At 52.5% G+C, this 12520-nt stretch carries 18 protein-coding genes and 1 tRNA gene; 13 read left to right on the top strand and 6 right to left on the bottom strand.

Going from position 1 to position 12520, the window contains the following annotated elements:
* The 5 genes from BW958_RS20690 to BW958_RS15905 form a co-directional block, all read right to left on the bottom strand.
* Positions 1–119 (bottom strand): DNA cytosine methyltransferase (locus BW958_RS20690; protein ID WP_143233112.1); only part of this gene is annotated, 119 nt, incomplete at its 3' end.
* A complete protein-coding gene (locus BW958_RS20545; RefSeq protein ID WP_179078868.1) occupies positions 116–265 on the bottom strand; it encodes a hypothetical protein in 150 nt (49 codons plus the stop codon). The genes BW958_RS20690 and BW958_RS20545, both read right to left, overlap by 4 nt.
* A 45-nt stretch (positions 266–310) precedes the next feature.
* Entirely contained in the window at positions 311–478 is a 168-nt protein-coding gene (locus BW958_RS20540) for a hypothetical protein (protein WP_179078867.1), read from the bottom strand.
* A gap of 56 nt (positions 479–534) precedes the next feature.
* Positions 535–939 (bottom strand): hypothetical protein, encoded by a 405-nt coding sequence (locus BW958_RS15910; RefSeq protein WP_076576784.1) that lies wholly within the window; start codon positions 937–939, stop codon positions 535–537.
* Positions 940–971: 32 nt separating this feature from the next.
* On the bottom strand, positions 972–1196 hold the full coding sequence (locus BW958_RS15905) for a helix-turn-helix domain-containing protein (RefSeq protein WP_076576783.1): 225 nt from the start codon (positions 1194–1196) through the stop codon (positions 972–974).
* Between the two features lie 130 nt (positions 1197–1326).
* On the opposite strand from BW958_RS15905, the gene BW958_RS15900 reads away from it, so the two are divergent.
* From BW958_RS15900 to BW958_RS15845, 10 genes are all read left to right on the top strand, one after another.
* On the top strand, positions 1327–1935 hold the full coding sequence (locus tag BW958_RS15900; RefSeq protein WP_076576798.1) for a helix-turn-helix domain-containing protein: 609 nt from the start codon (positions 1327–1329) through the stop codon (positions 1933–1935).
* A 228-nt stretch (positions 1936–2163) separates the two neighbouring features.
* Positions 2164–2239, top strand: a tRNA-Pro gene (locus tag BW958_RS15895).
* A 215-nt stretch (positions 2240–2454) separates the two neighbouring features.
* Positions 2455–2706 (top strand): hypothetical protein, encoded by a 252-nt coding sequence (locus BW958_RS15890; protein WP_076576781.1) that lies wholly within the window; start codon positions 2455–2457, stop codon positions 2704–2706.
* A gap of 179 nt (positions 2707–2885) precedes the next feature.
* The gene (locus BW958_RS15880; protein ID WP_143233111.1) at positions 2886–3185 is read left to right on the top strand and encodes a hypothetical protein; all 300 of its coding nucleotides are present in this window, start codon (positions 2886–2888) and stop codon (positions 3183–3185) included.
* 293 nt (positions 3186–3478) lie between these two features.
* Positions 3479–3763 (top strand): helix-turn-helix domain-containing protein, encoded by a 285-nt coding sequence (locus BW958_RS15875; protein ID WP_076576797.1) that lies wholly within the window; start codon positions 3479–3481, stop codon positions 3761–3763.
* Positions 3764–4112: 349 nt separating this feature from the next.
* Positions 4113–4304, top strand: a complete 192-nt coding sequence (locus BW958_RS15865) for a hypothetical protein (protein WP_076576777.1) — start codon at positions 4113–4115, stop codon at positions 4302–4304.
* 3 nt (positions 4305–4307) lie between these two features.
* Positions 4308–5981, top strand: a complete 1674-nt coding sequence (locus tag BW958_RS15860; protein WP_076576775.1) for a PD-(D/E)XK nuclease-like domain-containing protein — start codon at positions 4308–4310, stop codon at positions 5979–5981.
* A complete protein-coding gene (locus BW958_RS15855; RefSeq protein WP_076576774.1) occupies positions 5978–7039 on the top strand; it encodes a RecT family recombinase in 1062 nt (353 codons plus the stop codon). The genes BW958_RS15860 and BW958_RS15855 overlap by 4 nt, the downstream gene beginning before the upstream one ends.
* 50 nt (positions 7040–7089) lie before the next feature.
* The gene (locus tag BW958_RS15850; RefSeq protein WP_076576772.1) at positions 7090–8115 is read left to right on the top strand and encodes a hypothetical protein; all 1026 of its coding nucleotides are present in this window, start codon (positions 7090–7092) and stop codon (positions 8113–8115) included.
* A gap of 282 nt (positions 8116–8397) precedes the next feature.
* The gene (locus tag BW958_RS15845; protein ID WP_143233110.1) at positions 8398–8976 is read left to right on the top strand and encodes a phage N-6-adenine-methyltransferase; all 579 of its coding nucleotides are present in this window, start codon (positions 8398–8400) and stop codon (positions 8974–8976) included.
* A gap of 274 nt (positions 8977–9250) precedes the next feature.
* Here BW958_RS15845 and BW958_RS15840 read toward each other — a convergent pair whose 3' ends face one another.
* Positions 9251–10447, bottom strand: a complete 1197-nt coding sequence (locus BW958_RS15840; RefSeq protein ID WP_083687373.1) for a GGDEF domain-containing protein — start codon at positions 10445–10447, stop codon at positions 9251–9253.
* A gap of 435 nt (positions 10448–10882) precedes the next feature.
* On the opposite strand from BW958_RS15840, the gene BW958_RS15835 reads away from it, so the two are divergent.
* The 3 genes from BW958_RS15835 to BW958_RS15825 are packed head-to-tail and all read left to right on the top strand — an operon-like array spanning position 10883 to position 12477.
* Entirely contained in the window at positions 10883–11281 is a 399-nt protein-coding gene (locus tag BW958_RS15835; RefSeq protein WP_076576768.1) for a hypothetical protein, read from the top strand.
* A complete protein-coding gene (locus tag BW958_RS20805) occupies positions 11256–11474 on the top strand; it encodes a DUF4224 domain-containing protein (RefSeq protein WP_076576766.1) in 219 nt (72 codons plus the stop codon). The genes BW958_RS15835 and BW958_RS20805 overlap by 26 nt, the downstream gene beginning before the upstream one ends.
* Positions 11467–12477: a tyrosine-type recombinase/integrase gene (locus BW958_RS15825; RefSeq protein WP_076576765.1), complete on the top strand. Its 1011-nt coding sequence runs from the start codon at positions 11467–11469 to the stop codon at positions 12475–12477. Before BW958_RS20805 ends, BW958_RS15825 begins: the two co-directional genes overlap by 8 nt.
* The last annotated feature ends 43 nt before the right edge of the window (positions 12478–12520 follow it).

The raw sequence follows: 12520 nt of genomic DNA, 5'->3' as shown, positions 1-12520 counted from the left end.
TGCGCCAGCACGGCGCTGGGAAATGGTTCAATTTCTGCAAACCATGCTGGCTGCCAGCCAAGCGGTTCCCATGCGACGGATGCGGCCTCAATGCCACTGCAAACGCTGCCGTAAATCATGCCGCCTCCCCACCCAGATCGGTCTCTTCATAGTCGCAGGCCAGGCAGACGAACTGGTGCTCACAGGCAGACTGCAGATCCGCGCCACAGTTGGGGCAGCGCGACAGGGATTCCCCCCCCGAGGCGGGTTCAATAATGACGTGCATGATTAGGTCCTCTATACCGGCTGGTTAGGCCGGCAGATGGTTGATTTAAGCTTTGTGTTCGGTTTCTGCTTTCCGTAGTTGCCGGTCTTCAAGCTCGGCCTGCAGGCGCAAAGCGCCGTGATCGGTCCCAGCTGCGTGAGCAACGGCCACAACATCATCGTTACCCAGTACATGTGCCAGTTCGCGGATCATGGCCTTCATCGCAATAGCCATGCGTGGTTCTACATACTCAGGAACAGGTCGAGGTGATCTAATGCTTGCCATGTGAATTACCCCCAGAACGGCGAAAATATGGCGCGGATAACGCGCTTAAATTTAGGTAGTTGAGCTTCATGCTCAGCGGAGTGCTCATCGCTCTCCTGCTCGCTCCATGTCAACAGGCCATACTCCGGCAGCCCTTCGGCGTTCAGGATCTCCTTGGCGGTGATCGTCGGCATACCTGCTTCGGAAAGTTGCAGATTGGCCCGTTTGACGGCCCTAGCGATAGCTTTGGGCTCGTGTTTAGCTAAGGATCTAAGCAGGATGATGATTGAGGTTCGGGCGAATTGTGTTTCAGTTAGCTGAAATTCAGACGCGACTTCCCGCCAGACACGGCGATAGGCAGGTGTACCGCGCACCTTTAGTGCAGTCTCAGCGTCTAGGCGCTGATGATCAGGCAAAGCTCTTGGTGGCATGGTTAGGTCCTCGTTCGCTGGTTAGGCGTGGTTTAGGCTGCTTGCTTCCGCTCTTCCTGCTTAGGCTGCACAGAGTAGTCCTCAATTCCGAGCTCAAGGGCGCCGTTGGTCACTTCTACAAAGCGCATTGCGGCACGTTCACTCACAATCCCATTGTTTTTGTTACGCCAGTAGCCAAAGCACACTTTGGCATAGCCGATCGCTGCAGCCGCTTTAGTTGCACTGCCAAAGTAGTTGATGGGGTCTTCTATGCGCATGTATAGGTCCTCGTGGTTGTTACGCCACAAGATTAGTAAGAACTGCCTTACAGGTCAACAGTAAATCATTACTTACAATTCGCAAGGTACAATTGACGTGAACGAAAATTCTTACGAGACCGAGACAACTATGGCGTCTTTCAGTGACCGCTTGCGTGATGAGATGGAGCGACAGGGAATTATTCCTGCCGAACTAGCAAGAAAGACAGGCCTTAGTAAGCCAACTTTGGGGGCCATACTAAGGGGTGATACATCGGACCCGCGCATGACCAGCGTCCTGAGTATCGCCAAGGCTCTTGGCTGCGATCCTCTATGGCTATTCACCGGTAAGAGCGCTACTGAATATGCTGCCGCCATTACGATTAACAACATCCCGGTTTGGGAATTGAAAGATATTGAGGGGCAGCCACTTGATGCTCTACCGCTGATAGATACTGGCAGGCACTTGGTTACACAAAATGGTGGGCATTTGTGCGCTGTGGTAGCAAGGGACAACTATCTACAGGAGAGCGGCATTCGGGTAGGTGATATATGCGTCATCAACATGGCTCAAAGTGACCTCAAAATGGATGCCGGTGATATTGCTCTGATCCTCCATAAAAACCGCCCAATGTTGCTACGAGTTAGCGATTCGCTTGCCGGCCCAATCCTCGTCACCGATGACCAGCGCTTTGGCAGTATCCCGCTTAAAGAGGCGATTCTGCTAGGAAAAATGACCGAGCTCCGCCGGGAAAACTAAACCTTAAGCGCTCTCATTAGCCCGCCAAGCGCGGGCTTTTTCATACCCATGCAGTAAAAAATTTCTTCCTTGGTATTGCATTGTAAGATTTGCATTACTAATATCTGTCCTGTGAGGCAAACCTTACTAAGCAAACAAACCTGAAAGGCTCTTACACCTCCTCTCTGGTTTAGCCGGAAGCAAGCACTGCCCCCTCCCGCGCTGGCGGAGTAAAAGGCCAGCGACCATCGGTGATTAGCGCAGCAGGTAGCGCGTCTGGTTTGGGACCAGAAGGTCAGAGGTTCGAAACCTCTATCACCGACCATATACAGCACTGCCGAGGACCAGCCCCTAACCAGGGCAAGCGCCACTGACCATGGCGCAGAAACGACAAAGCCCGGGAGCGACCCGGGCCTTGAAGGGGAGCAGGGAACCACCCCAACCCCCTGCACCGGTAACCAACCGGTGCGGTTTGCCAAGAGCCCGAAGGCCTTTGGCATCTGTCGAGGACCTATCCATCAACAGATATCAGGAGTTTATATGACTCTCCGATTCATTAACAGGGCCGCGAATCAACTCGACAAGCTGATCGCCGCCATTCACGACTGGGTAAGCGGCAACAAGGCTCGTCGGGTCGCGCTTCATCGCCGTGTAAGCGCCATTGCTGACGATATTCGCCGTCAAAAAATGGATGAAAAGCGCGCCATAGCAAACCGGCGTCTTGGCCGCATTCCACAGGGCCACCGCCTAATGCTGACCCTGAGGGCGCTGCACTACCGGAGCGCCGTCTAAATTAGCGACGGCCGCCCCTCAATTTCGCGACAAAAGGAGCCAAACGTGAATATCGCTCTGCATAGCCACCGAAATCGTCAGGGTCATCGAAATACCAGGCACCATCTTTCCAAACGACCTCTACATTTCCGGGCTTTTTAGGGTTCTTTACGACTTCACAATCATAGGAGGACGTTCCGGTGGCAAAGACAGCGCAAACAACACAATCGATCGAGTCAGGCATGACTGTGATCCAGTCACCTGGGCCTACAGAGGGGCGTTCTTTCATCGAGTTTTACACTCCCAAACAGCGCGTATTCATGGGCCTGAATGCGGTTATACGCAAAATCGAAGGTGCTTCAGACCTAAATGACATCAGGCCAACATTACTAAACCGTCTGGAAAAAATTGCATCTTGGGAAAGCGAACTTTGCAACGTTGACCCCAAAGAAAATGAACTTGAGCAGCATTACCCCATCCCAGGAGCAGCCTACACATAGGCCTCTGTCACGGAATCCGGGTCGAGCCCTCCCATAACAGGGCTCAAGCCAAAGCCTCTTTACGACAAGCACCGCAAGGCTGCTTTGGCTTCGCTCACGCCGAATTTGGCTGAGCCGCTCTTTCACAATCTGGATTGGGCAGTCACCGCACGCAATCTGCTGGCCCGGCAGATCCCGCTAACCCGTTCAAACCGGAATGCGTGGCTGAAAGGTGACACGGTATCGGCTTGCGAGCCGGTATCCCCCAGGCTCCTGACAGGGGCTTGCGGGATAAACCAACCGAGGACCTAACCGTGAAACAGCTTACCGACCAAAGTAACCAGACCATCTCCCAGCTGAATGATGCTTGCCGCAAACGCCTACGCCATTTGCGTGAACACCTCGGTCTGAGCCGTACCAAGTTCGCTGACATGCTGGGTATACCGGCCACTACTCTCAAAAACTATGAGCTGAGCTACAGAGGAATTGGCGGCGGGATTCTGCTTTTGATAGTGCAGCACCCTGAGCTCTCTGCCCACTTCACCTGGTTGGCCACTGGCCAGGGAAATGAGCCAACTAAGCGGGGTACTTCAGAATGAAGATTCTTGGCCTCAGTAACCCTAGCTGTATCGAGAACATAAAAGCCCAACGCCGAGTGGTATCCATCCATATGCAGAACGATCTCATAGGGGATCGTCGCTTCGTTCCAGAAGTTGCGCAAACTCTTCGAGAGATTGCTCAAGCACTTGACGAAGGCCTTATTGGTAACGGAGCGGCCGATTATCTACGAAGCTCTGGGGGCACAGAAATCATGATCTCTGGTCACAGCCTTTATCTGGGCTCCCTGTAAAACACAAGTTCCTGCCTGGGAGCAATTGAATAACCACCGATTGCTGTAAGCCGTTTAAACCGCCCCCCTGTAGAGCAACATATCCCGAGGACCTATCCATGAAACAGTTTACCGAGGCCCAAGTGATGGCCTTCCGTGACTCCATTCTCCCGCCCACTCGCCGCTCCTATGACGTAATCCGGGAGCCTACTGCTGCCGAGAAACGCTCAGCAAAACGTTGCCTAGCTACCCGGCGTGCCATCGAGGCCTATCAGGAAGCTCTGGCCATCCGGCTAGAAATGGAGTTGTGATCCATGGCCATTGAACACCGCAAGTCAGAGCGCGGGCCCGAACCTGAGGAGTACACCAGCTCCAGCTTAGTGACGGAGCTTATTGGCCCTCCGACTCCCCGTTCTATCAAGAACGCCCAGCGATTTAGCCTCATTGCAGCATCACGCTCACGCATGAACGACGCCAAAGCCAAGGCATTAGAGGCCGCACTAGCATCTCTTGACCAACGTTTTAACCAGCGAGGACCTATCAATATGGAAAACACCACCCCAAAAACCACGACTGATGCGGCCGTGACCGCCGTGGTTACAACGTTCGAGCCCGCCGGTCCCGGCATCTACAAGGGCATCCCAGGCGAGGCTTATCACGGTGGACCAGGCATTTCTAAAAGTGCCATGGATTGGGCATTAGTCAGTGGCCGTCACTACCATTACTACCAGGTCGAGGGTAACGACCAGAAACAAACCGCCGCCCTACGCGAGGGACGCATCCTGCACAAGGTTGTGCTGGAGTTTGACGACTTCGACAGCGAGTTCGTGGTCGAACCGGAATGGCCTGAAAGCGCGCTGTCAGGCGCAGATCAGATGAAAGCGGCCATTCAGGCTTACAACGATAGCTTGGAACCGAAACCCACCATCGAAGAACTCACCAAAGCGATTGAGGAGTACAACACCAAACTCAAGAAACCGATCGAGGCAGGAAAAACCGTGGGCGACCATGAGGCAGCCTACGAACTTCTCCCCGATGACTTCCAAACCCTGGGAGAGGACGATAAGCGTACCGCTACTGCGCTCAAAGCCTGCATCAAGGCCTATAACGACACGCTGCAAAAGCCCATCAAGAGTTCTGGCAGCTATCAAGCGGTGCTTGAAAGCTACGCCATGCTGGGTATTCAAGAAGCTGAGCGTGCGGATCACATTAGCGCCCTGCCCTTACCGTTGCCGCTCAATGGCACCAAGGCCGAAATGGCAGAGCGGATCCGCTCCTTTGATCCCGATGCGGTTTTTCTTGATGAGCTCAAGGACGCATTCCTCCAAGAAGCCGCTGGCCGCGAGGTAATCACCGCCAGCGAGTATCAGCATGCGCTGCGTTACCGTGAGGCGGTATTGGATCACCCGGAAGCTGCGGTACTGCTCGATGAGGGCGAAGCAGAATCCAGTCTCTATTGGCATCACTCTGAGACCGGAGCCTTGCTCAAGTGCCGCCCCGACTGGATGCGCCCTGACCATGTGTTGGTTGACTTGAAGTTTGTGCGCAACGCCAGCGAAGCCGGCTTCGCCCGCGATGGCAGTGCCCATAACTATCACATGCAAGACGCTCACTACTGCAATGGTTACGAGACACTGACCGGTCACAAGCCGAGCTTTATCTTTATCGCCGTTGAGAAAGATGGCCCCCTTGGGCGCGATGTATATAAGCCCATCTTGGTCGGCGTCTACTACTACGGCCAAGATGACCAGCGTCGAGCCCTCGAGCTACGTGACATGGCAGTGCGCAACATCATCCGGTGGGAACGCGATCATTACTGGCCAGGACACGATGGCATGGGAGAGATCGCTGTTCCGGTATACCAAGCCAATGCTGAACGTAACACCCTCCATGAGGACGAAAGTGGCATCCAAGCCACTACCGACCAAGAGCCTGGCCTTTTGCAAGAGGCTCTTCCCGACAACCTATTTGATAACGAGGCGGCATGATGAACCAAGTGGCACAACAAGGAGCCAGCACTGTGCTGGCCAACGAACGTGGTCAGGCCAACATGCTCAGCTTAATGATGAACATGGAGTTCATGGCTAGCGTGGACAAGATGGCTGCAATGATGGCGAGCGGAAAAACCACCGTCCCTCAGCATCTCAGGGGGAACCAGGCCGACTGCTTTGCTATCTGCTTGCAAGCTATCCAATGGGGGATGAACCCCTTCCCCGTTGCCCAAAAGACCCACCTTGTAAACGGGACACTCGGCTATGAGGCCCAGCTGGTCAATGCGGTCGTGGTCAACTCAGGCGTAATCAAGGGGCGTTTCGACTACAAGTTCTACGGACCGTGGGAACGAGTGATCGGCAAGTTCAAGGTGATCAAGAAGGAAAAAGAGGGTAAGCAGGTTGAATACCGCGTACCAGACTGGAGTTTCGCCGATGAGGCCGGGTGCGGCGTGAAAGTCATGGCAACGCTGGCCAATGGCCAAGAGCGGGATGTAGATCTGTTACTGCAGCAAGCCCGAACCCGTAACTCCACGCTCTGGGCTGACGATCCCAAGCAGCAACTTGCCTATCTTGCCGTGAAGCGCTGGGCCCGACTCTTCACCCCTGACGTTATCCTCGGTGTTTACTCGGTTGATGAGCTCGAAGAAATTGATGTTACTCCGCTCGGTGAAGGTCCGGAGCCACAAGCCGGTGATGCCAGGGCAGATCTCGCGCGTAAAGCGGCAGAGCGTCGGGCTCAGCAAAAAGGCCAGGTCATCGAGGGAGAAGCAAGCGAAATCAACGCGAGCGAGAAAGTAGGCACCCCTGCAGACGATCATGCCATTACTGATGACTGCTTCCGGGAGGTGCAGGGTAACCCAGAAGTTGAAGACCAGCTCGCGGAGATCCTGTTCAAGATGGACAACGCAGAGTCTGGCCCAGAGATGAAGGCGCTGGTCAGCGAAGTCAGTCGGTTAGGCCCCAGCTTGACCGATGAACAGAAAAAAACAGCCTCTGGCATCTACCAGAAAAACCTCGACCGCTTAGGTCTGAACACCAAAAAAGCGGCCTAAAGCCACTTTGAGGCCCTTCTCCAGGGCCTCGCTATTTTCGAGGACCTTCCATGCCACAACTCACAGCCGGCGAGGTGGCCAACGTAGCCGCCTCCGCCATGATCCCTCAACTCGATGCCGCTATCGCCGCGGCGTCGGATATCACCCGCCCCATGCTCGACGCCCTGCGCGCCCAGTTGATTGGCAATACCGAGGCCATCATCGCCGCCAGTAACGCCATGCTTGACGATGAGGACGCGCTGCACGACCAGCGCAATGCCTCAGTACTGGAGCTCACCCAGCTCAAAGCCGAGCACGACGAGCTGCGCATTCAGTGCTCCCGCCTGATTGCCGCCCGCCGCGAAGATGAAGCCAAGGTGCGCAAAATAGAGAGCGCCCACAGCCAGATGGCCCATCAGCGCGACGCCTACAAGCGCGACGCCGAAGAAGGGCGCCGCATCAAGGCCGAACTGGACAAAGCCAAGGCCCGCATCAAGCGCCTGGAAGAGTCCAGCCAGAAGCGCGAAGCTGAGCTCAACGAGCTCAAGATGAAGTTGCAGCGCACCGAATCGCAACTAATGCGCTCTGCCAACGCAGTTGCGCGATGCAAGCAAGCAGTGCTGCACGCCCAGCACCGCATGATCGTTGAGGGGATGGAGGTGGAAACAATCATCGAGTCCGGCGGTGTTCACTACTACCTCTACCGCCGCCCCTGCGTGGTTGCTGAGACGTTCAAGCCCACTGACGAGAAATTTGTAAGCCGCGAGCACATGTATGCCTTCAGGGTTGAGACTAGTGCCGGTTACCACTGGGACGCGATCCCGCTCGAAGATGGCGATATCGGTATCGTCAAATCCCGCTCCATGCCCAAGGAGGTCAAGAAGTACCTCATCGACCAGTACAAAGAGAGTACCCTTTACGACTTTGAACGGGTGAAGCTACGCAGCGAGGAGCTTGCTGGCAGCCTGCAAGAATGCGTCGCCGTACTGCAAGAGCTAGACGTAATTGGGCACAGCCTGACGCACCTCAAGGTCAAAGACAGCCTTAAGCAAACCCGGGCGCGCAAGGTACAACAAATTGGGAGGAAGGCGGCATGACAAAACGGGATGAGCCAACGCACCATCCACCGCCCCTATCGGATCACGAACTGGCCTTCCTCGACTGGCTGCGCGGCCGTGGCAGCATGACCGTCTCAGAAGCCATCGACCAAGGTGCTTGCCTTGAACTCAACACAGACCGCCACGGCGTGCTCTACACCATGACAAAGCTCGTTAGACATAACTTGATAAACGTCACGATACAGCGTCACAGGCTTTCATATGGAGTCTTCGGACAGCGTCGGGCGTTTGTCCGGGTATACCACACTGGAGGTGACAGCCATGGCTGATTACCGGGGCTCTACGACCCCAGAAGAAACCAGAGATATGACTATGACACCGGGTTGGCTCTATCAGGCCATGGATGCAGAGTTTCATTTCTCACTCGACGCAGCTGCGCTGCCTGAAACTGCACTCTGCCCGCGCTACCTGACCCCTGATATCGATGCGTTAAACGTGGATTGGGGAGACTTTATCAGCCCGTCTGTGCGATCTCCCTGGGTATGGCTTAACCCGCCCTACTCAGATATTTGCCCATGGGTGGAAAAGGTCATTGAGCAGCAGGCTAAGGGGATCGGTACCGTCATGCTGGTACCGCAAGACACCAGCACCGAGTGGTATCCGGCTGAGCGGGCCAGTGAGGTGCGCCATATCGTCGGATACCGTGATGAACGCGGCAAATGGCGTAATGGCCGCATCCACTTCATCAACAAAGCAACCGGCGAGGAAATGAAGGGCAACCCCAAAGGCTCCATGTTTCTTATCTTTGCCCCGGGATGGTGCGGTGAATGCAGGATCAGAGATGTAAGTAAGCAAGCTCTAATCCTCGCGGGACAAGGTGCCATGCGAGACGCAGCCTGATACTCACAATTCATCAACCGCTTAACTCACCGATTCGGTGGATAACTTGCAGGCGGCCTTGTGCTGCCTGCGTTTAACCAGAAAACCGATGTCAATTTAACGGTGCACTGGGCCAACACTATCCTGCCCTACTGAGACGATAATATACAACTGAGTTTAGCTGTTAAAAACACCGAACGAAGAATGATAACAACAGGCAAGGTCATTAAAAATTAAAGAGATGGATGAGCTGTCGTTTAATTGTCATTGAGGAAGGGGGCATATTTATCCATTTCTAAACAAGGGGGCTTGAAGTGTTACTCAAGGTAGATGCCGTGCCAGTTCTAACACAGTTCTTTCCAGCAGCCTTTGCCTCATAAAGGGCCACGTCACATATTAGCAGTAACTCATCCCAATTATTAATGTCACTTGTGCGCTGCGCCACACCTATACTTACAGATAGAGTTCTCTTCGTTCCCTTTATCTGGTTCTGTGCAATAGCCTCTCTTAGGCGCTCAGCACATGCTATTGCTTTAAATAGCTCGGTGTCAGGTAGTAATGCCATAAACTCCTCACCACCATAACGACACCATACATCAGTTTCTCTGAGGACACCCTCTGCGATTAGAGAAACACAAACAAGAGCTCTGTCACCAGTTTGATGGCCATATTCATCATTAAAAACCTTAAAGTCATCAATATCTAACAAGAGTAAACTGAGTGGTTGCTGGTACCGAGTCGATATAGCCCATTGCTTCTCAATAAATTGACTGAATGCTCTACGATTATAAGCACCAGTAAGCATATCGTGGCACGCCAACTCACTTAGGTCATGCTGCAACTTCTGCGAGCTCTGAATAAAAAGAAGCATCACCAACACTGGGAATAGCGTCAATGAAAATAATAACTGAAATATCTTAGCTGCTGGCACAGAGAGCGAAGGAAATAAACTAAAAACCTCTATAGCAACCTTTGCCGTTATTCCAAGAACTGACAACGACAATATAACCGCGATAGCTAAAAAAGTTTTATTTCTTTTGGCCATTTTGCTTTGATACCAAAATATAAGGCAGTGAAAGAGTGCTGTAGACTGAAAAATAACCAGCGTGCTATGGTAAACAAGAGTCTCTAGATATGAAAATGAAGCACTCTTATCTAGCAAATAAACCAATGATATTCCTGAAACACAAACTAGGCACCAATACTTAACCTTTGGGGTATAACCACATGCACGAACAATCCCCATATTGAATGTCATTGAACCGGACAATATAAATACACTTGATATAGTTTCAGTTGTCAGTGGAGAGGCAATCCCTCGCAATCCAATCAAGATCAACCCAAATGCGGTTAGTAATGTGCCAAGAGCCCAGTCTCTTGCTGGGGTATAACTTCGTTGTACCCACCACAAACATGCAAACACAACCGCTAGTCCAAGTCGAACTGCAGCATAGATGAATGCAATAGTTCTCAAGTCGAGAAGATAATCCATATGTGAAACCTAGATCTCTAGCAAATCCCATCACCCAAGCGAAGACAACCACATGATGAACCACTCAGGCTCCAGAAATGTGCTTCAAGAATCTCAGCAGTATAAACATCAATGAGCAATTGCGTAAGGACAGTGTCAACTTATTGTAAAGGAGTATTGGATGTAACTTTTCAGAATATAGCTCCGATTAATCATGGCCCATCAACACGAAGCCCCAACATTTACACTAAATTATATGAATAAAAATCTTTATACGTTATCCAACCACAGATAACCCCATGCCAGACATTTGAAATGTTTATTATTTGATAGTCCTACTCGCTATAAACCAATACGCTATTACATATAGATATCGTTAAGATTCTTTATTCCATCTAATCACGGCCCTTCCATCAATTGACGCACAGACCCATCCTCTTCACAGGAGGGCCGCCCATGCACCAGCTACAACTCGTTATCGACCACGACAGTCTGTTGATCAACCAGCTAGCCGAGGCGCTAAGCTCCCCCACCCTGTCCGCTTCGGCCAAACTTGCCGAGGCACGCCGGGTGCTGGGCGCCCTCGGGCTAGATCTGAATGTGACAGCCACGCAGCAAGTGTGGAGTGCAAGTGAGCTAGCCAAGGAGTTCGGCGTCAGCGCCCAGGCGATCGGCCGGCTGGCCAATAAGTACCAGGTAAAGACAGATGAGTTTGGTGAATATCGCCTGGACCAAGCTATCCATTCCCGCAAGCAGGTGCAGACCTTTTACTACAACCAGCGTGGGCGTAACCGGCTCACCGAATTACTAAACTCGAGGACCTACCAAAATGAACGGAATAGTCATCAGCCCTGAAGATATTGAAGCTCTGACTGGCTATAAGCTGCCATCCAAGCAGTGTAAGGCTCTGGAAAATGCAGGGATTCGCTTCATAAAGCGACCTGATGGCCGACCAGCTACGACCCATGACTGGATTAGCCAGGCCGGTAACGCAAAACAGATCGTGATTGAAGACGATGGATTTAACTTGGAGGCTCTCGGTGGCTAGACGCAGAAAGGATCCGGCCCTTAACTGGCTACCACCCCGTTGCTACATCAAAGGGCCAAGCATTGTGTTTCGACCAATTCTTGGAGGCTCGATCAAGCTATGCTCGGCGGACAAGAAACAGTCTGAGGTGTGGAGTTTATACGAGCAGCTCATTAGCCAGAAGGAGCAGGAGTACACCATAAGTGTCATGATCTCGGAGTTCTTTGGCTCAGCTGATTTCCATGAACTGTCAAAGACAACCCAAGCGGACTATAGAAAACAGAGCAAGCCCATCCTGCTGGTGTTCGGCAAGATGAAAGCCGATGCAGTTGGCCCGCAGCATGTTCGAGCCTACCTGGACAAAAGAGGTTTAAAAAGCCGGGTACAAGCGAACCGCGAGAAGGCGTTCTTCTCACGATCTTTTCGTTGGGCATATGAGCGTGGCAAGGTAAAAATGAATCCCTGCAAAGGGGTGAAGCAATTCAAGGAACGTGCGAGAACTCGTTATATCACCGACGAAGAATATAGGGTCGTCTACGACCTCGCTCCAAATGTGATCAAGGTGGCGATGGAGGTCGCTTACCTTTGTCTCGCAAGGCGCGGAGATATTCTTGCTCTACGTTGGGAGCATGTCCTAGACGAAGGAGTATTCATCCAGCAAAGCAAAACTGCAGTCAAACAAATCAAGCTATGGTCACCCAGGCTGCGAGATGCCATCAACATGGCCAGAGAGTTGTGTAAACACCCTATCGCCGGGTTCGTTATCTCTAAACCTGATGGGCAGGTTTACACCACTAATGGTTTCGATGCTGCATGGCAAAAAACAATGAGAGAGGCCAGAGCCCGAACCGGGCTACCTCTCGACTTCACATTCCACGATCTCAAGGCTAAAGGGATCTCTGATCTTGATGGCTCAAGTAGGGATAAGCAGCAGATCAGTGGGCACAAAACGGAGGCACAAGTACAGGTATATGACAGGTCGATCAAGAGGGTTCCAACTGTCGAGACCGCACGGAAAAAATGACGCGATATTCCCCGCGCATATTCCCCGTTATTCCCCAAGCAGG

This window comes from Aeromonas sp. RU39B (genome assembly GCF_900156095.1).
Taxonomy (GTDB): Bacteria; Pseudomonadota; Gammaproteobacteria; order Enterobacterales; family Aeromonadaceae; genus Aeromonas.
This window is presented reverse-complemented; position numbering and strand designations above follow the sequence as displayed.

Bases quoted from the DNA above. Each gene is read 5' to 3' on its own strand.
- BW958_RS15840 (WP_083687373.1), bottom strand. From the start codon at position 10,447: ATGGATTATCTTCTCGACTTGAGAACTATTGCATTCATCTATGCTGCA.
- BW958_RS15845 (WP_143233110.1), top strand. From the start codon at position 8,398: ATGGCTGATTACCGGGGCTCTACGACCCCAGAAGAAACCAGAGATATG.
- BW958_RS15850 (WP_076576772.1), top strand. From the start codon at position 7,090: ATGCCACAACTCACAGCCGGCGAGGTGGCCAACGTAGCCGCCTCCGCC.
- BW958_RS15860 (WP_076576775.1), top strand. From the start codon at position 4,308: ATGGCCATTGAACACCGCAAGTCAGAGCGCGGGCCCGAACCTGAGGAG.
- BW958_RS15855 (WP_076576774.1), top strand. From the start codon at position 5,978: ATGATGAACCAAGTGGCACAACAAGGAGCCAGCACTGTGCTGGCCAAC.
- BW958_RS15890 (WP_076576781.1), top strand. From the start codon at position 2,455: ATGACTCTCCGATTCATTAACAGGGCCGCGAATCAACTCGACAAGCTG.
- BW958_RS20540 (WP_179078867.1), bottom strand. From the start codon at position 478: ATGGCTATTGCGATGAAGGCCATGATCCGCGAACTGGCACATGTACTG.
- BW958_RS15905 (WP_076576783.1), bottom strand. From the start codon at position 1,196: ATGCGCATAGAAGACCCCATCAACTACTTTGGCAGTGCAACTAAAGCG.
- BW958_RS15900 (WP_076576798.1), top strand. From the start codon at position 1,327: ATGGCGTCTTTCAGTGACCGCTTGCGTGATGAGATGGAGCGACAGGGA.
- BW958_RS20805 (WP_076576766.1), top strand. From the start codon at position 11,256: ATGAACGGAATAGTCATCAGCCCTGAAGATATTGAAGCTCTGACTGGC.
- BW958_RS20545 (WP_179078868.1), bottom strand. From the start codon at position 265: ATGCACGTCATTATTGAACCCGCCTCGGGGGGGGAATCCCTGTCGCGC.
- BW958_RS15910 (WP_076576784.1), bottom strand. From the start codon at position 939: ATGCCACCAAGAGCTTTGCCTGATCATCAGCGCCTAGACGCTGAGACT.
- BW958_RS15835 (WP_076576768.1), top strand. From the start codon at position 10,883: ATGCACCAGCTACAACTCGTTATCGACCACGACAGTCTGTTGATCAAC.
- BW958_RS15865 (WP_076576777.1), top strand. From the start codon at position 4,113: ATGAAACAGTTTACCGAGGCCCAAGTGATGGCCTTCCGTGACTCCATT.